The organism is Collinsella sp. AF02-46-1, from assembly GCF_003465825.1.
Classification (GTDB): Bacteria; Actinomycetota; Coriobacteriia; order Coriobacteriales; family Coriobacteriaceae; genus Collinsella.
This window is the reverse complement of the sequence record NZ_QSBV01000003.1, coordinates 61,478-85,780: the sequence shown is the minus strand read 5'-3', so window position 1 is coordinate 85,780 and position 24,303 is coordinate 61,478. Positions and strand designations below refer to the sequence as shown.

The 24,303-nt window shown below is 61.4% G+C and carries 20 protein-coding genes; 9 read left to right on the top strand and 11 right to left on the bottom strand.

All coding sequences use genetic code 11. The features are described from left to right. The first annotated feature begins 103 nt into the window (after positions 1 to 103). From DWV20_RS02185 to DWV20_RS02175, 3 genes are read left to right on the top strand one after another with little or no spacing between them, the layout of a single operon-like run. Positions 104 to 610, top strand: coding sequence for a MarR family winged helix-turn-helix transcriptional regulator (locus tag DWV20_RS02185; RefSeq protein WP_117746998.1), 507 nt, complete (start codon positions 104 to 106; stop codon positions 608 to 610). Beyond that, positions 603 to 2,417, top strand: a complete 1,815-nt coding sequence (locus tag DWV20_RS02180) for an ABC transporter ATP-binding protein (protein ID WP_118256282.1) — start codon at positions 603 to 605, stop codon at positions 2,415 to 2,417. Before DWV20_RS02185 ends, DWV20_RS02180 begins: the two co-directional genes overlap by 8 nt. Beyond that, positions 2,410 to 4,329: an ABC transporter ATP-binding protein gene (locus DWV20_RS02175; RefSeq protein WP_118256281.1), complete on the top strand. Its 1,920-nt coding sequence runs from the start codon at positions 2,410 to 2,412 to the stop codon at positions 4,327 to 4,329. Before DWV20_RS02180 ends, DWV20_RS02175 begins: the two co-directional genes overlap by 8 nt. 204 nt (positions 4,330 to 4,533) lie before the next feature. Here the strand turns inward: DWV20_RS02175 and DWV20_RS10120 are convergent, their stop codons facing one another. From DWV20_RS10120 to DWV20_RS02165, 3 genes are all read right to left on the bottom strand, one after another. Then, complete coding sequence (locus tag DWV20_RS10120; protein ID WP_199581764.1) at positions 4,534 to 4,782, bottom strand: hypothetical protein; 249 nt, start codon at positions 4,780 to 4,782, stop codon at positions 4,534 to 4,536. Continuing rightward, on the bottom strand, positions 4,719 to 5,624 hold the full coding sequence (locus tag DWV20_RS10115; protein WP_199581762.1) for a diguanylate cyclase domain-containing protein: 906 nt from the start codon (positions 5,622 to 5,624) through the stop codon (positions 4,719 to 4,721). The genes DWV20_RS10120 and DWV20_RS10115 overlap by 64 nt, the downstream gene beginning before the upstream one ends. Positions 5,625 to 5,744: 120 nt before the next feature. Beyond that, the gene (locus DWV20_RS02165; RefSeq protein WP_118256280.1) at positions 5,745 to 6,623 is read right to left on the bottom strand and encodes a LysR family transcriptional regulator; all 879 of its coding nucleotides are present in this window, start codon (positions 6,621 to 6,623) and stop codon (positions 5,745 to 5,747) included. 233 nt (positions 6,624 to 6,856) lie between these two features. Here DWV20_RS02165 and DWV20_RS02160 point away from each other — a divergent pair, with 233 nt between their 5' ends. From DWV20_RS02160 to DWV20_RS02145, 4 genes are all read left to right on the top strand, one after another. Beyond that, a complete protein-coding gene (locus DWV20_RS02160) occupies positions 6,857 to 7,738 on the top strand; it encodes an SDR family NAD(P)-dependent oxidoreductase (RefSeq protein WP_118256279.1) in 882 nt (293 codons plus the stop codon). 65 nt (positions 7,739 to 7,803) lie between these two features. Then, the gene (locus DWV20_RS02155) at positions 7,804 to 9,060 is read left to right on the top strand and encodes an MFS transporter (RefSeq protein ID WP_117803937.1); all 1,257 of its coding nucleotides are present in this window, start codon (positions 7,804 to 7,806) and stop codon (positions 9,058 to 9,060) included. A 69-nt stretch (positions 9,061 to 9,129) separates the two neighbouring features. Next, positions 9,130 to 10,170, top strand: coding sequence for a Gfo/Idh/MocA family protein (locus DWV20_RS02150; protein ID WP_118256278.1), 1,041 nt, complete (start codon positions 9,130 to 9,132; stop codon positions 10,168 to 10,170). A 420-nt stretch (positions 10,171 to 10,590) separates the two neighbouring features. Next, entirely contained in the window at positions 10,591 to 12,738 is a 2,148-nt protein-coding gene (locus DWV20_RS02145) for a Tex family protein (RefSeq protein ID WP_118256277.1), read from the top strand. 381 nt (positions 12,739 to 13,119) lie between these two features. Here the strand turns inward: DWV20_RS02145 and DWV20_RS02140 are convergent, their stop codons facing one another. The 5 genes from DWV20_RS02140 to DWV20_RS02120 form a co-directional block, all read right to left on the bottom strand. Then, positions 13,120 to 13,824, bottom strand: coding sequence for a transaldolase (locus DWV20_RS02140; RefSeq protein WP_233539755.1), 705 nt, complete (start codon positions 13,822 to 13,824; stop codon positions 13,120 to 13,122). Between the two features lie 324 nt (positions 13,825 to 14,148). Beyond that, a complete protein-coding gene (locus DWV20_RS02135; RefSeq protein WP_089573144.1) occupies positions 14,149 to 15,540 on the bottom strand; it encodes a PTS ascorbate transporter subunit IIC in 1,392 nt (463 codons plus the stop codon). A gap of 71 nt (positions 15,541 to 15,611) precedes the next feature. Beyond that, positions 15,612 to 15,887, bottom strand: a complete 276-nt coding sequence (locus DWV20_RS02130) for a PTS sugar transporter subunit IIB (RefSeq protein ID WP_022094539.1) — start codon at positions 15,885 to 15,887, stop codon at positions 15,612 to 15,614. A 75-nt stretch (positions 15,888 to 15,962) separates the two neighbouring features. Next, positions 15,963 to 16,409, bottom strand: coding sequence for a PTS sugar transporter subunit IIA (locus tag DWV20_RS02125; RefSeq protein WP_117582968.1), 447 nt, complete (start codon positions 16,407 to 16,409; stop codon positions 15,963 to 15,965). 9 nt (positions 16,410 to 16,418) lie between these two features. Further along, entirely contained in the window at positions 16,419 to 17,129 is a 711-nt protein-coding gene (locus DWV20_RS02120; RefSeq protein ID WP_117564350.1) for a transaldolase, read from the bottom strand. Between the two features lie 348 nt (positions 17,130 to 17,477). On the opposite strand from DWV20_RS02120, the gene DWV20_RS02115 reads away from it, so the two are divergent. Beyond that, the gene (locus tag DWV20_RS02115; protein WP_158566285.1) at positions 17,478 to 18,269 is read left to right on the top strand and encodes a DeoR/GlpR family DNA-binding transcription regulator; all 792 of its coding nucleotides are present in this window, start codon (positions 17,478 to 17,480) and stop codon (positions 18,267 to 18,269) included. A 45-nt stretch (positions 18,270 to 18,314) separates the two neighbouring features. Here the strand turns inward: DWV20_RS02115 and DWV20_RS02110 are convergent, their stop codons facing one another. Then, complete coding sequence (locus tag DWV20_RS02110) at positions 18,315 to 19,142, bottom strand: HAD hydrolase family protein (protein WP_158566283.1); 828 nt, start codon at positions 19,140 to 19,142, stop codon at positions 18,315 to 18,317. A gap of 75 nt (positions 19,143 to 19,217) precedes the next feature. Between DWV20_RS02110 and rlmKL the strand changes: the two genes are divergently transcribed. Next, the gene (rlmKL, locus tag DWV20_RS02105) at positions 19,218 to 21,785 is read left to right on the top strand and encodes a bifunctional 23S rRNA (guanine(2069)-N(7))-methyltransferase RlmK/23S rRNA (guanine(2445)-N(2))-methyltransferase RlmL (RefSeq protein ID WP_118256273.1); all 2,568 of its coding nucleotides are present in this window, start codon (positions 19,218 to 19,220) and stop codon (positions 21,783 to 21,785) included. A 94-nt stretch (positions 21,786 to 21,879) separates the two neighbouring features. Here the strand turns inward: rlmKL and DWV20_RS02100 are convergent, their stop codons facing one another. Continuing rightward, positions 21,880 to 22,593 carry a response regulator gene (locus DWV20_RS02100; protein WP_199407905.1) on the bottom strand — a complete coding sequence of 238 codons (714 nt, stop codon included), beginning with the start codon at positions 22,591 to 22,593 and terminating at the stop codon, positions 21,880 to 21,882. A gap of 4 nt (positions 22,594 to 22,597) precedes the next feature. Next, positions 22,598 to 24,223: an ATP-binding protein gene (locus tag DWV20_RS02095; RefSeq protein ID WP_118256272.1), complete on the bottom strand. Its 1,626-nt coding sequence runs from the start codon at positions 24,221 to 24,223 to the stop codon at positions 22,598 to 22,600. Between the last annotated feature and the right edge of the window lie 80 nt (positions 24,224 to 24,303).

The window sequence follows — 24,303 nt, the reverse complement described above, 5'->3', positions numbered from 1 at the left end:
CAACAACTACTTTGGTACCTTGACATTCCTGTATAGCACTCCTAGATTAGTTAGGCACAAAACAATCCCACTACCTAACTAAAGAAAGGAGCGATACGAATTCATGTGCGATGAACCCCTTAACCTTCGTCCGCACGAGCCCGGCGGCGACCCGTCGCAGCCGGCAGACGTGCCCGAAGCAGTTAACGGCGAAGACAAGCTCGCCAAGCGCATCCTGAGCGGCCTAGGCTTTTGCGGCCACTACATGCACTTTCACGGCGGCGGCGTGTCCGGCAAGGCGCCCATCGTCTGCCTGCTTGCCAAGCAGGAAAACGGCGAGATGTCGCAGCAGGAACTCGGCATGCACTTCGACCTCAAGCCGGGGTCGCTTTCCGAAATCTTGTCCAAGCTCGAGTGCGCCGGCATCATCGAGCGCAGCCGCAATCCAAAAGATCGCCGGCAGCTCACCATTCGCCTGACCGAGATCGGCTGGGAGAAGGCCCGCATCGACCAAGCCGCCCGCATCCGCTTTAGGGAGCAGGCCTTTAGCGCCCTCAACCACGACGAGCGCGAGCAGCTCGCCGAAATGCTCGAGAAAATCCGTGTAACCTGGGAGGAACTGGATGATTAAAACCCTCATGGGCAGCATCCGCGACTATATGAAAGTCACTGTTGCCACGCCATTGCTCGTGCTTGGCGAGGTGCTCTGCGAGATGCTGATTCCATTTATCACCGCCAACCTGATCGATGCCATCAAAGACGGCGCCACCGTAGCCGAGATGCTTCCCACCGCGGGCTTTTTGGTGCTCATCGCGCTGACGTCGCTTGCTTTTGGCGCCGCTGCCGGCGTCACCTGCAGCCATGCGAGCTGCGGCTTCGCCAAGAACCTGCGTCACGACCTGTTCTACAAGATCCAGACGTTCAGCTTTGCCAACATCGATGAATTCTCGAGTTCCTCGCTCGTCACGCGTCTGACCACCGATATCAACAACGTGCAGCAGGCCTTTATGATGATCATCCGCATCGCCGTGCGCGCGCCGCTGGTATTGATCTTCGCCTTTACCATGGCGTTTATCATGGGCGGCAGCGTTGCCATGGTCTACCTGATCATCATTCCGCTGCTGGGCTTTGGGCTGTTCTTTATCATCTTTAAGGTGCGCCCCATCTTCTCGCGCGTGTTCCACAAGTACGACGCCCTTAACGAGTCCGTCGAGGAAAACGTCACCGGCATGCGCGTAGTTAAGAGCTATGTGCGCGAAGACTTTGAGAAGGAGAAGTTCGCGACCGCTGCGCGCGACGTCCAGATGGACTTCACCCACGCCGAGAAGCTGCTTGCCTTTAACAACCCCATGATGAACATCTGCGTCAACGGCGCGTTTGTCGTCATCATCTACCTGGGCTCCAAGCTCATCATCACGAGCCAGGGCACGCTGTTCGACGTGGGCCAGCTCTCCTCGATCTTTACCTATGGCTTCCAAATCCTCATGAGTCTGATGCAGCTGTCGATGATCTTTGTCATGGTGACCATGGCCGACGAATCGGCGCACCGCATCACCGAGGTGCTGGCCGCCGAGCCCACGATCGCCGATCCCGCCGAGCCCGTGCTCGAGGTCGCCGATGGCTCCATCGACTTTGACCACGTGAGCTTTAAGTATTCCGCGCATGCGAAGCGCCAGGCGCTCGACGATATCGACCTGCACATTAAGAGCGGCGAGACCATCGGCATCATCGGCGGCACCGGCTCGGCCAAGTCCACGCTTGTAAACCTCATCGCCCGTCTGTACGACACCACCGAAGGTACCGTGCGCGTGGGCGGCGTGGATGTGCGCGACTACGACTTGGACGCTCTGCGCCACCAAGTGGCCATGGTATTGCAGAAAAACGTGCTGTTTAGCGGCACGATTGCCGAGAACCTGCGTTGGGGCGACCCGAACGCCACCGACGAAGAGGTCCGCGAGGCGGCACATCTGGCCTGCGCCGACGAGTTTGTCGATGGCTTCCCCAAGGGCTATGACACCTGGATCGAACAGGGCGGCTCCAATGTTTCCGGCGGTCAGAAGCAGCGCCTGTGCATTGCACGCGCCCTGCTGCGTCGCCCCAAGATCTTAATCCTGGACGACTCCACCAGCGCCGTCGACACCAAGACCGACGCCAAGATTCGCGCAGGGTTGGCAAGCTATCTGCCCAACACGACCAAGCTCATCATCGCCCAGCGCATTAGCTCCGTGCAGGATGCAGACCGCATCATCGTCATGGAGGGCGGCCGCATCGCGCAGATCGGCAACCACGATGAGCTGCTCAAGACGAGCGAGATCTACCGCGAGACCTTTACCTCGCAGAACAAGATGTCTGCCGAGGGCGAAGAGGCCGTCGAGGCCGACACCGAGGCATCCGTAACGCAAGCTCAGACCCAGGAAGGAGGCGAGGCACATGAGTAAGGCAACGACCGCTGAGCGCGCACTCAACCGCAAGGGCGGCACCATGTCGCGCCTCATCAAGACGCTCTTTGGCTTCTACCCCGTGCTTTTGCCCCTCGTCGTCGTCGGCGTGGTGCTCTGCGCCATCATCAACTCCATCGGCGCGACCTTCCTTCAGAGCGCTCTGCAGATTATTAGCGAATCGTGGCAGTCGGGCGATTGGGAAGCCGCACAGCCCAAGATCGCACAGCTCGTGACCACCCTCGCCTGCATCTACGGCGTCGGCATCCTGTCCTCGCTGTTCTGGAACCGCGCCATGGCCATCGTCACGCAGGGCTCGCTCGAGAAGCTGCGCGAGAAGATGTTCAACCGCATGCAGGACCTGCCGATTCGCTACTTCGACACGCACCAGCGCGGCGACATCATGAGCCACTACACCAACGACATCGACACGCTGCGCCAGATGATCAGCCAGTCGCTGCCCAACCTGCTCATGACGACCATCGTCATCGTCACGGTGTTTTTTATCATGCTGTACTACAGCGTGTGGATGTGCCTGGTCATTGTGGCCGGCGTCGCCTTTATGACCTTTATGACCAAGCTGCTCGGCTCTAACTCCGCGCGCTTCTTTATTGCGCAGCAGACCGAGCTCGGCGTGGTCGAGGGCCATATCGAGGAAGTCATGAACGGCCAGAAGGTCGTCAAGGCATTCTGCCACGAGTCTGCCGCCGAAGCCGATTTTGACGAGCGCAACGAAAAGCTCTTCGAGGTCTCGCAGAAGGCCAACATGTACGCCAACATCCTCATGCCTATCCTTATGAACCTGGGCAACCTGCTCTACGTGCTAGTCGCACTGGCAGGCGGCATTTTCCTGGCGCTGGGCGTGCCCAACCTGAGCATCTCGGGCATGACGCTGTCCATCGCCGTCGTGGTGCCGTTCCTCAACATGACCAAGCAGTTCTGCGGACAGATCGGCCAGATCTCGCAGCAGATCAACGCCGTGGTCATGGGCCTCGCCGGCGCCGACCGCATCTTTGAGCTCATCGACGAGGAGCCCGAGGCCGACGAAGGCTATGTGACGCTCGTCAACGCGCAGGTGAACCCCGATACCTGGCAGCTCGAGGAGGCCGACCACCACACCGGCATGTGGGCATGGAAACATCCGCACCGCGCAACCGGCGAGATTGAGTACGTGCCGCTGCGCGGCGACCTGGTCATGGACAACGTCGACTTTGGCTACACGCCCGACCACGAGGTGCTGCACGGCGTGTCCGTGTTTGCCAAGCCGGGCCAGAAGGTCGCGTTTGTCGGCGCCACCGGTGCCGGCAAGACGACCATCACCAACCTCATCAACCGCTTCTATGACATCGCCGACGGCAAGATCCGCTACGACGGCATCAACGTCAACAAGATCCGCAAGGCCGATCTGCGCCGCTCGCTGGGCGTCGTGCTGCAGGACGTGAACCTGTTCACCGGCACCGTGATGGATAACATCCGCTACGGCAACCTGGACGCCACCGACGAGGAGTGCATCGCGGCGGCAAAGCTCGCGGGCGCGGACGACTTTATCACCCGCCTGCCCGACGGCTACGACACCATGCTCACCGGCAACGGCGCGCAGCTGTCGCAGGGCCAGCGCCAGCTGATCTCGATCGCGCGCGCCGCTGTCGCCGATCCGCCGGCGATGATCCTGGACGAGGCAACGTCGAGCATTGACACCCGCACCGAGGCTATCGTGCAGGCGGGTATGGACAAGCTCATGGAGGGTCGCACGACGTTTGTCATCGCACACCGTCTCTCCACCGTACGCAACTCCGACGCGATCATCTGCCTAGACCACGGCCGCATCATCGAGCGCGGCAACCACGACGAGTTGATCGCCAAGCGCGGGTACTACTACCAGCTGTATACGGGTGCATTTGAGCTGGAGTAGGACCGGCTACTGACGGAGGGTGCCCCGGGGCGGGCGGGGTAATTCCTCCGTGCTCAAACATTCTCGCTGCGCTGCGAAACTGCGCGCGGAGGAAATACCCCGCCGCCCCCGGGGCGCCCTCCTGCGCGCGATCAGCCCGTCATTAAAAACGGAATAAAAGTTAGTGAGGCCCTGGCCGGTTGGCCAGGGCCTCTTTTTACGGGCTTACCGTTCCTCGCGTTGCGGCACGGCCGCCTCGGCTGTCTTCACGCGGTTCTTGTCGATGTACATGTTTTTGTCGGCCTGGGAAAAGAGCTCGCGCATCGTAGGCGGTTCATCAAAATCACTGGAAAGCGCGTAGCCCACCGCATAGCTAATAGGCATGTCGGGGTGAGCCTCGGAATACTCGTTCACATTCGCACGGACCCGAGCGAGACGGGACTCCACGGCAGCTCGATCGGCATCCCACAGCACCGCGATAAACTCATCGCCGCCGTCGCGGCCCACAAAGCAGGCCTCGGACGCCACGCGCCCAGCTGCTGGGCAAAAGAACGGATGTATTCGTCACCCTTCTCGTGGCCAAAGCGGTTATTGACCGTATGCAGATTATTTAGATCGAAGACACACAGCGCAACGGGCGCTTCAGCGGAAACGGGATGCTCCTGGCCCAAGATTTCCTCGCACTTGTTCTTGTTGGGCAGTCCCGTAGCTTCGTCGAGATAAACTTTGCTCTGCAGCTCGCGATTGAGCGCGGCAGTGCGTACCGCGCGAACAAGTTCGACCGCAAAGGTCGTCACCAAGCCCACGATGTCGATGATCACCAAGCCCTCGAGATAGTTGAGCGCCGACGCCTTCTCCTGAGAGTAGTCCTCTGCGAGTCGCGTAGCATCGTCGCAAATGCCAAAGAACTCCTCGCTCATGGAGATGATGTCGGTGTTCTCGTAGCCGACTTCGCGCACGCGGATAATCTCGGCGCAAAGCTTATCAAAATAGTTTGCAAGCTCGGTCATCTTTGTCTGATACTCATCGTCGTCGAGACGGACGAGGTTAAGGTCGTCACTTCCGTAACGCAAACCGTTAATGTATGAATCCACGGCTTTGAGCAGGTCATCTTGAGGTTGGCCCGCGTCCTCGAGCTTAACGATTCGCTGCGTGGTGCCGCGCACCAGACCGGCGTAGTTGACCACGCGCGCCGTGCCCTGGATATCGGAGACGAGCAGCATAACATTGATGAAGAAGAAGATGAGAACTGCCGTGAGCACCATCATGAGCAGGCGCACCGCCTGGCTGGCCTTCTTGGCGACAGAAGTATTCACAAGTTTACTCCCCTAAATGGCAAAAGTGCAGGTAGCACACAGTGTGCTGAAATTCACGTGAGGTCAACTCTACCAGATGATTTTTCTAGGACGGGGATTAAAGAATCATCGACACGATAGCTATTTGAGAAGTTGGGCCATGGCGTTGACGAATTTTTGGACTTGGAGGGTGGGTTCGAGCGGGTAGTGCAGAAAGACCGGCACCTCGCGGCCGCACAGGAACGGCACGCCCACAAAGGCCGGGTGCACGCCCGACCACGCTCCGCAGGTGAGCACCGCGTCACCCTTTTCCTCCGCATCGTTAAAGAGCGCAAAGTCAAAGCTGTCCACGTCGATCACATCCACGCCGCCGTCGGCCAACAGATCGATACGCAGGCTGTCCATGGCGTCGTTGCCGTGGCGAAGCACGCGCAAGCGCATGCCCTCTAGGTCGGCAACCGTGATGCGCGTCTTGCGCGCGAGTCGGCTTGTGCGCGGCACGTCGATATAAAACGGCACGTTGACGATACGGAGCTTTTGGCAGGCATCGCCCCAGCGCGGGGTCGAGAAACTCGACTGCACCACATCCACCTCGCGACCCAGGCTGCGCATGACGGTTTCACGCTCGTCATAGAGGTCGCTCACTGGGACAATTTCGAAGCGCAACGACGGTTCCAGCTCGTGCACGTCCGTCCACATCGACAGCGTCTGGCGCCCCGGGCACATCATCGACACACCCAGGCGCACGGCGCCGCCATCGCCCGCTGCGCGTCGGGCGCGGCGCAACGCATCCTCGGACTGGCGCATGATCGAGCGCGCATCGTCTACCAGCAGCGCCCCCGCCGGCGTCACCTTGACGCCCGAATGTGAGCGCTCAAACAACGTGATGCCAAACTCGGCCTCGAATCCCGACACCTGCTTGACGAGCGCCGGGGTCGACACACGCAGTTTTGCCGCCGCGCGCGAGAAGCTCCCCAGCTCCGCGGCGGCCGAAATAGCCTCAAGTCGTCGATCGTACACGTCATCTCTCCGTTTTCGCACGTACGGCCACACGGTGCCGTAGGGGGTCGTTTTCGCAGGTCACGCGCTCAATCGGATACAAATCGCATCAAGCGGTATGAACCTACGGTTAACGCCATTCTAACAAATATGCAATTCACCTGCGCAAACGCAAAGCATACGATAACCAGCGAAAACCACGTGGGTCGGTTAATGGGAGCGACCCACCGGGAGGCACAAGAAGGGAAGTTCCTATGAGCAACTGGCTTAAGCTCGAGGGCGATGTCTGCGCCGTGACCGGCGCACTCGGCGGTATGGGCGTCGAGATTTGCCGCGAGTTCGCCCGCAACGGCGCCAACGTCGTCCTGCTCGATCTAGACGAAGAAAAGGTCAAGGCCGCTGCCGCCGACCTCGCCGCCGAGTTTGGCATCCACGCCGAGGGTTACAAGATGAACGCCACCGACGAGGCCGAGGTTCAGGCCGCCGTCGACGCCACCATCGCCGACTTCGGCCGCGTCGACGTTCTCGTCAACACCGCCGGCATCCTGCGCTTCGCCGCCATGGAGGACCTGCCGCTGAGCGACTGGGAGCAGGTGCTCAACGTCAATCTCACCGGTTACTTCATCACCTCGCAGCGCTTTGGTCGCGAGATGATCAAGGCCGGCCAGGGCCGCCTGGTGCACATCTCGACCGTCGCCAGCCACTCCCCCGAGACGTTCTCGGGCGCGTACAGCTCCACCAAGGCCGGCGTCAACATGATGTCCAAGATGCTCGCCGCCGAGTGGGGCCCCTACGGCGTCCGCTCCAACTGCGTCGAGCCCTGCTTCGTTAAGACCCCGATGTCGGCCAACTTCTACGCCGACCCCGAGGTCGAAAAGAGCCGCAGCCGTCTGATCGCCACGCGTCGCATCGGCGAGGTCAGTGATATCGCCAACGCCGTCATGTTCCTGGCGTCCAAGCGCTCGGACTTTACCACCGGCGACGCCATCAAGGTCGATGGTGGCTTCTCCAATATGATGGGCGACCTCACCGCCAAGCCCGGCGGCCGTCGCGCCTATGCCGACAACTACCTCAAGAACAAGGGTGTCGAGCTTTGGTCCGATGAGTCCGGCGTCGCCAAGCCGACTGACCAGTAAACCAACCTGACAGGGAGGCCCCGCGGACACGCCCGCTCCTCCCCGTATCGATTAGAAAGAGTCCAATGGCTTCCACCAACTCCAACAAGGGTCGCGCCGTCGTGCTTTCCGCCGCGTGCGTCACCATGTTCTTCATTAGCTCCATCGCGCTGTATTCCGTCGTGAGCAAGAATCTGCTCGCCGTCTACCCCGAGTGGTCGAGTGCCCTTACCTGGGCCTTCCCGGTCTTTCAGACCATCATGGCCGTAACGGGCATCTTCGCCGGCCGCATCTCCGATAAGATCGGCCCGCGCAACGTCGTGATCGCCGCCGCCGTGTGCTACGGCCTGGGCTGGTTCATGTCCGGCACCGTCACCGAGCCGTGGCAGTTCTACCTGTGGTTCTCGCTCGTCGCCGCCATCGGCAACGGCCTGGGCTACAACCCGGCGCTCACCACCGGCCAAAAGTGGTTCATCGACAAGAAGGGCCTTGCCTCCGGCATCACCCTGGCCGCTTCGACCGCCGGTCCCGCCGTGCTGTCCCCGGTGCTCGCCTCGCTGCTCATCCCAAGCCTGGGCATCTTTGGCGCCCTTAAGGCGCTCGGCGTCATCTTCTTTGTGATGATCGCCGCCTCCGCCCTGTTCCTGAAGGCCCCCGAGGCCGGTTGGCTGCCCGAGGGCTTCGAGGCCCCCAAGGGTGGCGCACATGCCGGCACCTTCGGTGACCTCACCCCGGGCGAGATGGTCAAGACCCCGCGCTTCTGGGTCCTCATCGTCACCTTCGCCTTTGCCGCCACCGCGGGCACCCTGCTCGTGGGCAAGGTTGCCTCCATCGCCGCCGTCCAGCTCTTCGCCGACCCCACGAGCGCCGCGGCCGTCGCCCTCGGCGGTGTGGTGGTCTCCGTCAACACCTGCGCCAACCTGGTTGGCCGTCTGTCCTTTGGCCAGATCATCGACAAGCTCGGCGCCTATAAGTCGCTGCTCATCAGCCTTGTCGTCACCATCGTCGCGCTCGTCATCATGTCGATGAGCTTTACGCAGAGCATGTTCTTTGTGGCGCTCGCCCTGCTCGGCTTTAGCTTTGGCGCCCTGCTCGTCATCTACCCGCCGCTCACCGGTGGCGCCTTTGGCACCAGCAACATCGGCGTCAACTACGGCATCATGTTTTTGGGCTATGCCGCTTCCACCTGGATCAGCCAGCCCATCACCGCCGTGCTGTATCACGCCGAGGCCGGCAGCGCCGCCTACCAGCAGTCCTTCTACGGCGCCATTGTGATCGCCGCCATCGCCGTCGTGCTCACCGTCTACATGATGGTCTCCGACAGCAAGAAGAAGTCCGCCTAGTTTTACCGATGCGACAAAGGGACAGCCCCTTTGTCGCATTCCACCGGTCACCAGTATTAAGGAGTCGAAATGTCTGAGCTCAACCCCGTCCGCATTGCCGTTATCGGCGCCGGCGCCATGGGCCGCAACCACATCCGCTTTGTCACCGAGGAGCCCGAGGCCGAGCTCGTCGCCATCGCCGACGCCTTTGAAGGCGCCCGTGCCACGGCCGAGGCCGCCCGCGTGCCGTTTTACACCGATCCCGCCCAGATGATGGACGAGGTCAAGCCCGAGGCCGTCATTATCGCCACGCCCAACGACCTGCACCTGGGCGTAGCCCGCGAGGCTGTGAAGCGCAACATCGTGCCGCTGGTCGAAAAGCCGATCTCCAACGATCTCGAGGATGCCCAGGCCTTCGCCGCCGAGGCCGAAACCGCCGGCGTGCCCGTGCTCGTGGGTCAGCACCGTCGCCACAACCCCTTCGTCAACAAGGCCAAGGAGATCATCGAGTCCGGCGAGCTGGGCAAGCTCACCGTGTCGAGCTTCCACTACATGATCTATAAGAACGACGAGTACTTCGATGTCGAGTGGCGCCGCAAAAAGGGTGCCGGCCCGATCCTGGTCAACCTGGTGCACGACGTCGACCTGCTCCGCTACCTGCTGGGCGAGCCCGTTGCCGTCCAGGGTATGCAGTCCAGCGCCGCCCGCGGTTTTGAGACCGAGGACTCCGCCGTGGTCAACGTCCGTTTTGCCGATGGCGCGCTCGCAAGCATGACCATCTCCGATGCCACCGCCAGCCCCTGGAACTGGGAGGCGACTGCTCGCGAGGACCCGCAGTACCGCCCCTTCGACGCCGATGCCTACTTTATTGGCGGTACCAAGGGCGCCCTTTCGCTGCCCCGCCTGCACCAGTTCTCCTACGACGGTGCCTCCAACTGGCACAAGCCGCTGCAGATGGAGATCCCGGCTGTGGACCCGGCGCTGCCGCACAAGATGCAGCTCAAGCACTTTGTGAAGGTCGTCCGCCGCGAGGTCGAGCCCGTCGTGACGCCGGCCGACAACGTCAAGACGCTCACGCTTCTCAACGCCGTCAAGGAGGCCGCCGAGACCGGCCAGCTCGTCGAGCTGTAACGCCTTAAGAGCGGCCGCGACAGAAACCCCATGCCGAGCCCCTCGGTCCGCCACAAATAAGCCCCTCTTCTTTGCCCTGCGAGCAGCCTCCTGCCCGCGGGGCATTTTGCTACGTTGCCAATGATTTTTCTGGAGCGAGGGCTATTTTGCGCCTCAGCCTGGTTCGTTCGCCACGAAATGGGTCTATCTACTACGTTTAACCGACCACCCTCAACCATACCGAATTTCGCGAAATAAAAACCGCAGGTAAACGGCTTGCCAATTTTCGGAAAACCGGGGGATGGTCGACCCACACGGTTCAAACGTAGTAGATAGGCCGCTTTCGTGGTTCCACGCCAAAACAGTCTTTTTTGAGCGAAGTGGCGGGTGGTATCCTTGGTAGCCCTGTGCTGCAAACGTACCTTAAACGCAAGGAGTTCCATGGATCTTATCGCCCAGCTCGCCCGCGAGCTCAACCTTAAGGCCGCCAATGTCGAGTCGGCCGTCAAGCTCATCGACGAGGGCAACACCATCCCCTTTATCTCGCGCTACCGCAAGGAAGCCACGGGCGGCATGGACGACGTTGCCCTGCGCGCGCTCGACGAGCGCCTGTCCTACCTGCGCAATCTTGAACAGCGTAAAGAGGACGTCATCCTGCTCATCGACGCCCAGGGCAAACTCACGCCCGAGCTCGAGCAGCAGATTCGCGAGGCCACACAGCTCCAGCGCGTCGAAGACCTCTACAAGCCCTACCGCAAAAAGCGCATGACCCGCGCGCAGAAGGCCCGCGAGGCAGGCCTGGAGCCACTCGCCAACATGATCATCATGCAGGCCTCGGCCAAGGGCAGCGCGCTCGACGCCGCCGCGGCATACGTCAACGAGGAGGCCGGCTTCGACACGCCCGAGAAGGCGCTCGCTGGCGCCGCCGACATCGTGGCCGAGACGGTAGCCGAGGACCCCGAGAACGTCGCCGACCTGCGCGCCTTTACGCAAAACACCGCCGACATCGTCGTCGAGGCAACCGACCCCGCCGAGAAGACTCCCTACGAGCCCTACTACGACTTTGACGAGCCGCTGCGCCGTATTCCCAACCACCGCGTGCTGGCCATCGACCGCGGCGAGCGCGAGGGCAAGCTCCGCGTGCGTGTAAACGTCGACGGCGCCGCTGCCACGGCGCGCCTCGGCAGCCGCTGGCCCCGTCGTCAGGGCGTGTTTGCTCCCATCTTCGATGCCGCCATCGCTGACGGTTACAAGCGCCTCATGGCCCCCTCGCTGGAGCGCGAGGCCCGCGCCAAACTCACCGTTCGCGCGCAGACCGAGGCCATCAATGTCTTTGCCAAGAATCTCGAGGGCTTGCTCTCGGCGCGCCCCGTGCGCGGCGCCCGCGTGCTCGCGCTCGATCCGGGCTACCGCACTGGCTGCAAGGTCGCCGTCATGGACGAGACCGGCAAGCTGCTCGACCACGGCGTGGTCTACCCCACCAAGCCGCGCCACGACGTCGCCGGCACCAAGCGTGAGCTCGCCCGCCTCGTCAAGAAGGACGGCGTCAACACCATCGTCATCGGCAACGGCACCGCCAGCCGCGAGACCGAAGAAGTCGTCTCGGAGTTCATTGCCGAGCAGGCGCCCAGCCTTCGCTACACCATCGTTAACGAGGCCGGCGCGTCGGTGTACTCCGCGTCCGAGCTCGCCAGCCAGGAATATCCCGACCTGGACGTCACCGTGCGCGGCGCCATGAGCCTGGGCCGCCGCCTGCAGGACCCGCTGGCAGAGCTCGTCAAGATTCCGCCCCAGTCCATCGGCGTTGGCCAGTACCAGCACGACCTTGACCAGGCCGAGCTTTCGCGCACCCTGGCCCACGTGGTGGAGGACGTCGTCAACCGCGTGGGCGTCGACGTCAACACCGCGAGCGCGAGCCTGCTGGGATACGTATCGGGCATCACGCCGAGCGTGGCCAAGAACATCGTGGCCTACCGCGAGGAAAACGGCGCCTTTACCGATCGCCGCCAGCTCAAGAAGGTCCCCAAGCTGGGACCCAAGGCATACCTCAACGCCGCGGGCTTCCTGCGCATCAGCGGCGGCAAGAACCCGCTCGACGCGACAAGCGTCCACCCCGAGAGCTACGAGGTGGCCACGGCCGTCCTGGAGCGCGCCGGCGTAGCGGCAAGCGAGCTCAGCCGCGGCGGCGTGCCCGACATCGAGCGCCGCCTGGGCAGCATCTCGGCGCTGGCAAGCGATCTGGACTGCGGCACCCTGACGCTCATCGACATTGTCAACGAGCTCAAGAAGCCCGGCCGCGACCCGCGCGACGACGCGCCCGAGGTGGTCTTTAGCCGCTCGGCGCTTTCCATTGACGACTTGGAACCCGGCATGGAACTCAAGGGCACGGTGCGCAACGTCGTCGACTTTGGCGCCTTTGTCGACGTGGGCGTGCACCAGGATGGCCTCGTGCACATCTCCAAGCTGGCCAACCGCTTCGTCAAGCACCCGAGCGACGTGGTGCGCGTCGGCGACACGGTAAAGGTGTGGGTCGAAAAGGTCGATCGCGACCGCAAGAAGATCTCGCTCACCATGGTGCAGGGGAAATAAACCGCCAAAGCAAGGGTACCCCCTGTAGCAGCGTGCAAAATCGCGAGTATTCTGCAATTTCCGCCGCTCCGAACGCCCCTCAGAGGCAATAAAGTCACAAACAGCCCCCGTTTTAGCGTCGTCAGAGCCAAAACGGGGGCTGTTCCGTGCTTCAGCCAGCTGGTAAAAACCTTTACCTTGCTGAATACTCTCAATTTTGCACGTCGCAGGCGGGGGTACCTTTGCCCGCGGCAGGATATGGAAGCCGAGTGCTAACTTGCCGGCAAGCTCGTGTCGGCAGCCCCGGCCTTTCCTTTACCTAGCGCGACCCTCGCGAAGCGCGTGAGCGATAGGGAAAGGAAAGGCCGGGGCGAACAACCCGCGGCGCAGCCAGTGTTCGCGTTACGGCAAGATATGGAAGCCCAAAGCGGCGATATCCTTGGCAAAGCCGCGCACGGTGTCGAGCGAGACCTCGTACGGATCGCGACCGATGTTCTTGCGCTTGGCCAGGATGCTGTTGGGCACCGTGATGATCTGGCAACCGCAGGCCTGCGCCTGGTAAATGTTGATGAGCTCGCGCGTGGATGCCCACAGGACCTCGCAGTTGGGCTTGGCGGCGGCCGTCTTGACCGACTCCGTCACAAACGGAATGGGATCGACGCCGGTGTCGGCGATGCGACCGGCAAAGAGCGAGATGATGGACGGCGTCTCGGCGTCAACGGCCTCGACCATCTCGTCGACCTGCGTAGGCGTAAAGATGGTGGTGACGTTGACCTTGATGCCGTCGGCCGAAAGCTTGTGCACCAGCTCGGCGGTGGACTCGCCCTTGGTGGTCACGCACGGAATCTTGACGTAGACGTTCTCGGCCCAGGCAGCAATCTCGCGGGCCTCGACCTCCATGGTCTCGACGTCGTCGGCAAAGACCTCAAACGACACGGACACATCGGTGATGTGGGCCAGGACCTCCTTGGCAAACGCGCGGTAATCCGTCACGCCGCCCTTCTTCATAAGGGACGGGTTGGTCGTGAAACCCTGAACGTTGCCGCTCTCGTACATGTCGAGCATGCCCTCGAGGTTTGCACCGTCAGCGAACACCTTGATTGCCATCTGCCTGATTCCTTTCGTTAGCATACGGCCGATAAACTGCTAAACACTTTATCTACGTTTATCAAGGCGTGAACTGCGGTTTTTTATCTTCTCGGCGATCGGTTTTGCAGATTTACCATTTTTATATCGACGCCCCAGCGGCAAAACGTTTTTGCCGATCATTGCGTTTGATTCCGTTCACGGAACAGAAGCAGCGCCTCGCCGGCTCATATTCACAATCGCTCCAAAGCAAAAAGCGGTGACGCCTCGATTGAGACGTCACCGCTTCCGTGTAGGAGCCGGTTATCGGAGCTCCGCCCGATTAGGGCTTAACGTATGCCTGGATTACTCTTCCTCAACGTGATTGATCACAGCACCCTTGGTGTGGATGAAGTTGGGGACGAAGGCAACGACCAGAAGGACAGCGAGAATCGCGTAGACACCGGTGGTACCGAAGGCCTCGGCAGCGCGGCCAAGCGTAATACCAATGACGGAGAAATCGAAGTCGCCGAACGTAGTGTTCTTGAAGCCAAAGACGTCAAGAACGGGCAGGAGCAGGGCCGGGGCAAAGGTGATGAGCAGGCCGTTGACGAAAGCGCCAAGAGCTGCGCCCTTGCGACCGCCGGTAGCATTGCCGTAGATGCCCGCGGTAGCACCGCAGAAGAAGTGGGGAACCATGCCCGGGATGATGAAGATGCCCAGGGTAGCGCCCACGATGAACATACCGACCACGCCACCGATAAAGGAAGCGACAAAGCCGAGGATGACGGCGGTGGGAGCATAGGGGAAGAAGACGGCGCAGTCGACGGCGGGGATGGCACCGGGGATCAGCTTGTTGGAGATGCCCTGGAAAGCCGGGACCAGGTCGGCAAGGATCATACGAACGCCGTTATAGACGATGGTGACACCAACGGCGAAAGACAGAGCGCAGGTCAGGGCATAGACAATCACGTTGTCGCCGCCAGCGGTCTTGGTAACGACCGCAGGATCTGCGATGTAAGCGGCGAAAGCGGTAACCAGGTAGAAGAAGGCCATGGTAAGAGCCGTGGAGATGGTAGTGTCGCGCAGGAAGGCGAACTTCTCGGGAACCTCGATCTTCTCGGTGCTGTTCTCCTCGGCGTCCTTAGCAAAAAGCGTACCGACTGCAGCGGAGATGTAATAGGCGAGTGAACCGAAGTGGCCCATGGCGATTTCATCGCCATCGGTAACCTTCTCGGTGAAACGCTGACCAACGGCAGGAAGCATAGCGCTCACGAGGCCCAGGAACATGCCGCCCACGATGACAAGCTGGACATCCTGGAAGCCAGATGCCTGCAGAACGGCAGACAGCAGGCAGGCCATAAACATGCTGTGATGGCCCGTCAGGAAGATGTACTTAAACTTGGTAAAGCGGGCAATGATAATGTTCACGACATAGCCGAGAATCAGGATCATCATGGTCTGAACGCCGAGCACGCTCTGAGCCATCGAAACGACGACCTCGTTGTTGGGCACGACGCCGGTGATGTGGAAACCGGTCTCGATGAAGGTACCCAGCGGAGCAAGGTTCTCCTGAACAACAGCGGCGCCGGCGGACAGCATGATGTAACCAAGAATGGGCTTCAGGGTGCCCGTCATCACCTTGTGGGCAGGACGCTTAAGCGCGACAAGGCCCACAAAGGCAAATAGACCCATAATCCACGCTGGCTTGGTCAGAATCGATTGGATAAACTCAAGTATGGGAAGGATGGCTTGCATCTGCGCTTCCTTTCTCTCTAACGTGGGCGCGTTTCCCTCTTCCACAGGGAACCGCCCTTTTTTGTGCCGCTTTAGGCGTTAGCGGCGGCCGCCTTGATTGCCTCGAGGGCGTCTTCGCGGATCTTCTTCTTGTTCACATAGCTGCGAACAATCACAACGTTGCCGTGGAGCTCGGGGGCGAGTTCCTTAACGGTGATGAACAGATCCGGATTTGCGGAAGAAGCACCGTTCAGGTCCATAGACTCAACGTCGGCCTTGATGCCCTCCTCCTCGCAAAGCTCCTCGACTTTGCCAGCGAGCATCAGGCTGGACCCGATGCCGTTTCCGCATACGGTGATGATATGCATGGCAACCTTCCTCTCCTACACGTGACGGTTTTCCGTCTATCCAAAAGCGGCGACGCATCGCCGTGCCATTAAGGCCTAAAAGAATGAACGCATGGTCTCCAAAACCTGCTCGGGCGTATCGCATGCGCTGAGCTTGGCAACGCAGTCCTCGTCCTCGAACATCTGCGAAAGCTCCGCCAAGCAGCCAAGATGAGCCTTGGGGTCGGGTGCGCAAATACCCACGAGCACGTGAACCGGATCGAAATCCTCGTGTCCAAACGCAACGGCTGGGTCAAGCGTGACGATACAGATTCCCGCTTCGCTCACATTGCCATCTGCCTGAGCGTGGGGCATGGCGATGCCCTCTTCCAAGACCATATAGGGGCCGAATTTGTGAACCGATGAAATCATGGCGTCAACATAGCTCTGATCGCATTTGCCAGCGTCTACGAGCAACTTACCGCATGCCCTGATCGCTTCCTCCCAGTCGGAGGCCTCGACGTGGCAGGCAACAAGCTCGGGCTTAAGAAGATCGGTCAGCATGCTCGTCCCCTACTCCTCGGGCAGGATATGAAAACCAAGCGCCTGAATGTCGCGGGCAAAACCCTTGACCGTATCAAGCGAGTACTCAAGCAAATCTTTCCCGAAATTCTTGCGCTTGGCAAGAAGGGCATTGGGGACCGTAATGATCTGGCATCCAACGGACTCCGCCTGGAAGATATTGAGGACCTCGCGCGTAGACGCCCAGAGAACCTCGGCAGCAGGCTTAACGGCAGCCTTCTTTACGGACTCCGCCATGAGGGGCAGCGGATCGACGCCGGTATCGGCAATGCGACCGGCGAAGATGGACAGAATAGAGGGGGTCTCAGCAGAGACGGCATCGACAAACTCGTCGACCTGCTCGGGCGTGAAGATAGTGGTGACATTCACCTTGATGCCGTCGGCAGAAAGGCGCTTGACCAGCGCGGCAGTGGACTCACCCTTGGTGTTGAGCGCCGGGATCTTAACGTAGACGTTGTCTGCCCAGGTTGCGATCTCGCGAGCCTCGGCTTCCATACCCGCCTCGTCGTCGGCGAATACCTCAAAAGAGACCGACACATCAGTAATGTGCTCAAGAACCGTCTTGGCAAAAGCGCGGTAGTCGGTCACGCCGCCGGCCTTCATAAGGGAAGGATTGGTCGTGAAGCCCTGAACGTTGCCATTGTCATGCATGTCAAGCATGCCCTCGAGGTTAGCGCCGTCGGCAAACACCTTGATCGCCATGTTCGGTCCTTTCTCATCTAACACTATTGCTATCGAAAGCCTTCTTCTTTGTTTCAAAAGCTTTTCGGTTTTCTTTTATAAACTATTTCAAAAGCTATCGAAAGCTCAATTGTCAACTTTCCGTGAACGGTCGAATATCGGGCGTGAACGTACTTCTTTTGGGCGGCACCTTCAGAATGAGACTCTTTATAGCCCGTTTACGTGCGAACTATCTGCTACGCATGCATTTGTGACATGCCATTCCGTTCTTTTGATTCATTCGAATTTGCCTTGTTCTTTTCATATCGATACGTTATATTTCGATTACGAAAGGCGCATCTTTTACCTTTTGTTCAAAAGGAGCGGCATATGGCATCTACTTCAGACCTTTCACCGGCCGAGCGTCAGCGATTTATCATGAATTGGCTGGCCGAAAAGCCAAATATCTCGGTATCCGACATCGTTCGCCGTTTTTCGGTTTCGGAAGTCACCGCACGGCACGACCTCATCTCGCTGGAATCCGAAGGCAAGCTGCGTCGCGTACGCGGTGGAGCGGTATCGCTTTCTCGCTCCAACGCAATCTCGTATCCCGAGGAGCGCATCAATGTCCAAGTCGAGGCCAAGGAGACCATCGCCGCAACCGCAGCAACTCTTGTTGATGATGGCGATGTTCTGGTAATTGATATCGGCACCACAGGCTTTTACTTCGCTAAGGCCCTCATGGACAAGCGCGAGATCACCATTATCACCGGCGATCTTGCAATCGCGAACTACGCCAGCTTCAATCTCCCCAACGCTTCGGTAGTGCTGCTGGGCGGCTCCGTGCGCAAGGGCCACCTCTATCTCGCGGGCGCACTAACGCTCGACTGCATGAGCAAACTACATGCCGACAAGGCGTTTGTCAGTGCCGATGGATTCCACCCCGACCACGGTTTTACCGTCGAGCACGACTTCTCGGCCATGATCAAGCATATGTACCTGACCAACTCAAACCAGGGCTACATGATGGTTGACCAGGGAAAGTTCAACAAGACCAGTTTTTATCAGTCCGCGCAAATCGATGACCTCGACGGCATCATCGTTGATGGAGACGACGAGGGCATCATGACGGCGGCGATCGAGAGCAGTCGCAGTCATCCCAAGCTCTATATTGCAAAATAGCTCAAATGGCCGGGTCGCCCCCACTGCGGGTGACCCGGCCATTTATTAAATCAACCCAAAGTGGCGCATCGCGGTGACGGTGCCGTCGTGTGTCACATCGTCGGTCACGTAGTCGGCGAGCGCCTTGACCTCGGGCATGGCGTTGCCCATGGCTACAGCCGTCTCGACGGCGGCGAGCATACCCAGATCGTTGCCGGAATCGCCAAAGCCAAAGGTGCGCGCGTTGCCGGTGCGACCCAGGTATTCCAGCGCTCGCGCCACGCCCACGCCCTTGTCGATGCCCTTGGGGCTCAGCTCGCGATTCTGACCACCGGTGTTGCACAGCTCAAACTCGCGCTCGATAAAGCCGTCATCGTTGGCTACGCGAGCCAGGTCGTACGCGTTAATGCACACCTTGCCTACGCGCAAGCGGCCATCGACGCGCATCTGGTCGGTGCCATGCACCACGCCGGCGCCTAGCAGAAATGACTGTTCGACACCAACTGGCTCAAGTGAATAGGTGGCACCGTTCGTCTCGAACAACGCCTCGCCGCCCGCCACAGTAATGCGACGCGCGAGCTCCTCAACAATGTCCTCGTCAATGCAGTCCTCGTGTGCCACGCGGCCCTCGACCTCGAGCGTGGCCCCCGCCATGGCAACGATACCCGCCGGATTCAGCGCGCGCAGGCCATCGGCAATCAGCCACAAGGGGCGACCCGTGCAGATAAATGCCTGGTGACCCGCATTGCGCAGGCGACCAAATGCATCGACAACGGCCTTCGACGGATGGATTGCATTGAAGTCCTTATCGGTCATATCGTCGGGATCGAACGACGTCAGCGTGCCGTCCACGTCAAAAAAGAGCACAGCGGGTTCGGGACACGCATCAATCATATGGGTTCCTTTCGAGGATAAGGGCAAACGAAGCATCCATCATATAATGGAGCGACGCAACCAGAGAGGTCACCCATGGAATTTTACGCAAGCTGCCCCGAGGGCTTTGAGTCCGCACTCGCCGATGAGCTTAAACGCCTCGGGCTTTCGCATGTCCGCCGCCTGAAGGGCCGCGCTACATTTGAGGGCGAGCTCGAAGAAGGTTACCGCGCCTGTCTGTGGTCGCGCCTGGCCAGCCGCGTGTTTGTAGTGCTTGGGCGCTTTGAGGCGCAGGATGCCGATGAGTTGTACGACGGCGTTTACGACATCGCCTGGGAAAGCATCGTTCACCCGGGCGCTACCATCGCCATCACCGCCCGCGGCGTGACCGAGCAGCTGCGCAACACGCGCTTCTCGGCCCTGCGCGCCAAGGACGCGCTGTGCGACCGTCTTGCCGAGACCACGGGCCGTCGCGCCGACGTCGATGCCGCCGACCCCGATGTTCACCTACTGCTTTCGCTGCGTCAGCGCCGCGCGAGCATCAGCCTGGACCTTTCGGGCGACCCGCTGTTCAAACGCCTGCCGCCCGCTGCGACTCGTGCCGGCGAGGGCGCACACGTGTTGCGCCCCGACTACGCCGCCCTGGTGCTGGCGCAGGTCGGCTGGACCGCACTATGCGAGCGCGAGCTGACGGCCGACGATTACGAGAACGAAGCCCTTCCCACGCTGATCGATGCCTCGTGCGCCGGCGGCGGTCTGCTGCTGGAGGCCGTGAACATTCTGACCGACCGCGCCCCGGGCGCCACACGCGAGCGCTGGGGCTTTGAGGGCTGGCAGCTGCACGATGCCGCCCTGTGGGAGCAGCTGCTTGCCGAGGCGCGCGAGCGCGAGGCGGCAGCGCGCGAGCGCCAGGCGCGCATCGTGGCCGTGGATGTTGACCCCGCCGCCCGCAAGACCGCTGAGCGCATGGTTAAATGTGCCGGCTACAAGCGCTTTGTCGATTTTTGCGCCGCCAAGTCCGCCACCGTACTGGACCACGCGGGCGCTGTCGCCGGCGCCGCCGTGGTCGCGGATACGACCGAGACACCGCTTTCGCTCATGCATGACACCATGACGCTCATCGGCGAGTTGCGCCGCGCGCCCGAGCTTGCCGCGGCGCCGGTCGCCGCGCTCACCCGCGACGGATTGCTGGCTCGCGCGCTCCACACCGAGCCCGAGCGCTCGATCGCCGTCATGCCCAACAACGAAGAGGCGACCGTCGAAGTCTGGCTTTCGCTCGACCACGCCGCCGCAGCGTTTGAGGCTGCGACCAGTGCGGATGCCGAGGCCGAGGCTGCGGATGCCAACGAAGTCAACGATGAAGCCGCCGTTTCCGCCATGCCCGAGCCTGCCGCCATGCTCGACCTGGGCGACGGCAAGCCACTGCCCGTGCTCATCCCCGAGTCCGAGCAGTTCGCCAACCGCCTGCGCAAGAATGCCCGTCTGCGCCGCAAGTGGGCCAGGCGCGAGGGCGTGAGCTGCTACCGCGTCTACGATGCCGACCTGCCCGACTACTCCGCCGCTATCGACCTGTACGAGGGTTGCCCGCAGACGCCGGGCCGCTGGCTCGTCATCGCCGAATACGCCGCGCCCAAGACCATCGACCCCGCACTGGCCCAGGCCCGTATGCTCGACATTCTGGCCATCGCGCCGCGCATCCTAGATGTTCCCGCCGAGCATGTGCACGCCAAGGCCCGCATGCGTTCGCGCGGCGGCTCGCAGTACGGCAAGCAGGGCGCCGGCAAGGGCGGCTCGGGCGAGCGCGCCAATATCGCGCGTCGTCGCCTGCCGCTCATCGAAGAGGGCGGCCTCACCTTTGCCGTCAACTTTGACGACTACCTGGACGTCGGCATCTTCTTGGACCACCGCGTCACCCGCAACCTGGTGCGCGAGCACGCCAAGCAGGCGCGCCGCTTCCTCAATCTGTTTGCCTACACCGGCACTGCCACCTGCTACGCGGCCGATGGCGGCGTCGAGGAGACCGTGACGGTCGACCTCTCCAATACCTATCTGGACTGGGCCGAGCGCAACATGCGCCAGAACGGCTTTGTGGGGCCTCAGCATCATTTTGTGCGCGACGACGTGCTCGCCTGGATTCGCGACCAGCGCCAGACGCGCAACCGCTGGGACCTGATCTTTGTCGACCCGCCCACGTTCTCGAACTCGTCCAAGATGGGCCGCCGCACCTGGGATGTCCAGCGCGACCATGTTGAGCTTTTGGCTGGCGTATCGCGCCTGCTCGCGCAGGGCGGCCATGCCATCTTTAGCTGCAACCTGCGCGGCTTCCGCCCCGAAACGCGCAAGCTCGCCCGCGCGGGCGTGGTGCTGGAGGACATTACGGCGCAGACCATCCCCGAGGACTTCGCGCGCAACCAGAAGGTGCACCACTGCTACATCGTGCGCCGCCTGCCCATCGAGGACGCCATGGCCGAAGTCGGCTTTAGCGCCGAGGAAATTGCCGAGCGCGTCGAGGAGCTGCGCAACCCCGAAGCCCGCAAGCCTCGCGCAACGGCGCCCGCGCACGCGCAGGCAGGCGACCGGGGGCCGCGCGGCAACGGCAAGCCTGACTCCGCCGGCAAGCCCAAAAAGAAGAAGTTCTACGCCAGCAAGCCCAAGGGCAAATAACAAAGTTGCGGTGGAATACGGACTGTTTTGCCTGGAATTAGGCAAATTTAGACCGTATTTCACCGCAACTCATATTGGGATGGTGGTTGGCGATCTAGCCTTGGATGACCAATCGGTAGCCGATGCCCACATGCGTCTGGATATAGCGCGGATGCGCGGGGTCGGACTCGATTTTCTTGCGCAGCGTGCCCATAAAGACGCGCAGGCTCGCCAGGTCGCTCTTGGTCGCCGTGCCCCAAATCTCGTGCAGGATAAACTGGTGCGTCAACACCTTGTCGGCGTTGTGCGCCAGCAGACACAGGAGCTTGTACTCGATCGGCGTCAGGTGCAGTTCCTCGCCATCCATCATGGCGATGCCAGCATCAAAATCGATATGCAGCTCACCGGTATCGAACGAGCCCTCGGAGGCAACGCCGCCCGTTTGCGCATACGAAAGGCGCCTGAGCGTCGTGCGAATGCGCGCGAGCAGTTCCTCGACCGAAAACGGCTTGGTCAGGTAGTCGTCGGCACCAGCATCGAGCGCGCGGATCTTGTCCGCGTCCTCGCTGCGCGCCGAGACCACGATGATCGGCATGCCCGACCACGTGCGCACCGACTCCACCACCTTGACGCCGTCCATATCGGGCAGGCCCAGATCGAGCAGCACAATGCTCGGCGCTTGCGACGAGGCGGCGGCGATGGCGGCATGTGCGGTCTCCACGGCCATATGGCGCAAGCCGTGCGCCTCGAGCGCGGCGACGATAAGGTTGCGGACGGCGGGATCGTCCTCAACGACCAAGATGAGCGGTTTCACGGCAGAGTTCGGCACGGCGCTACTCCTTATCAAACGAAACATCGGCGGCGGGAAGCTCAATCGTAAAGACCGAGCCGTGCGGGTCCGCCGCGGCAACCTCTATGCTACCGCCATGCGCCAACGCAATGGAGCGGCAGAGCGAAAGACCCAGGCCCACGCTGCGATGGCTGTCGGCAAGACCGTGGTTGGCGGTGTAGAACGACTCAAAGATTCGCTCGCGGTCCTCGGGTGCGATGCCCGGACCATCATCGGCCACCGAGCACGCCACGCGTCCATCGTCGACGCTAATCGAAATCATGATATGCGAGCCCGCGGGCGTATAGGTGATGGCGTTGTTCACCAGATTGACCACCAGCTGCACCATCAGGCGTGCATCGACGTTGACGAGCGCCGGCTCATCGCACGCCACCACCTTAAGGTCGTGCTCGCGCACGGCAGGGTTCACGTGGCGCAGCGCCTCCTCGACGATATCGTCCATGAGCTCGAGCGTAGTCGACAGACGCATGCCGCCGCCCTCGAGCTTGGTGATGGCGAGCAGGTTCTCGACGGTGGCGTTGAGCCACAGCGCATCCGAGCGAATGGATAGAAGCAGGCCGCGGCGCGTCTGGGCATCGAGCACGGCGGTGCCGGTCGAGCCCTGGTCGAGCAGCACGTCGGCATTACCCGAAATACTGGTAAGCGGTGTGCGCAGATCGTGCGAGATGGAGCGCAGCAGGTTGGCGCGCAGCTGTTCGTTTTTGGCGAGCACCGCCGCTTCCTCGCGGGCCTCCATGGCGCGGGCGCGGTCGAGCGCCAGCTCGCCTTCGCTCACGATGGCATCGGCAAGCGTCCGCTCCTCGTGCGTCAGCACGTCGGGCGCGGCAACGATAGCCAGCACGCCCACCACCGAGGCAGGGTCGCCCGAGCGCACGAAGCCGTCGCCTGTGCGAACCGTCAGGTAGATGCCATAAAACGCCGAGCCGCCATAGGTGGCATCGAGCGGCGTTCCCACATAGGCGGACGCCGAGAGCCGCGGCGGCATCTGCGGCGCCAGTTCGTGCACCGGCGCGGCATCGCCCACGGCCGTGTACATCGTGCGCGGCAGCAGGTCATCGTCGTCGGCATCGGCGCTATACCACACGACCGGACAGTCCGAAAGACGCGCCAGTTGCGTTGCCATAGCATGCACAATCTGTTGCTGATCGCCGCACCGCTGCAGCATGCGGTTGGTCTCGAGCACCATCTGCGTGCGACGGTCGCTGGCGGCAGCCTGCGCCAAGGCGCGGCGCAGGGCCAGCGCAATCGAGCTCGACACGAGCGAGACCACAAACATGATGAAGAACATGCCGGGATAGACGCGGTCGATGAGCGACAGCGAGTAGCGCGGGTCGACAAACAAATAGTTGTAGAGCGCCACGGCGGCAGCCGAGCTCAGCAGGCAATACAGGCGGCTCCAGGTAAAGAATGCGCACAGCTGCACGGCAAACACATAGACGATCATGATGCTCGGCGCGAGACCCGGACGGTCGAGCAGCGCGCCCACAATCGTCGCCGCGACCAGCAGCCCCGCTGATACGCAGGCGTCATACAGAGGGCTGCGACGCGTCAGCGTCGTGCGCCGCCACCAAAAGTTCTCGGCAATATCGCCGTCCGTATGGACGTCCATCAGCGCACCGCCCCTCTCTCAAAAACAAAAACCACCACAAAGGGGACAGGCACCTTTGCGGTGGTTGCCTCCTTGTGGTG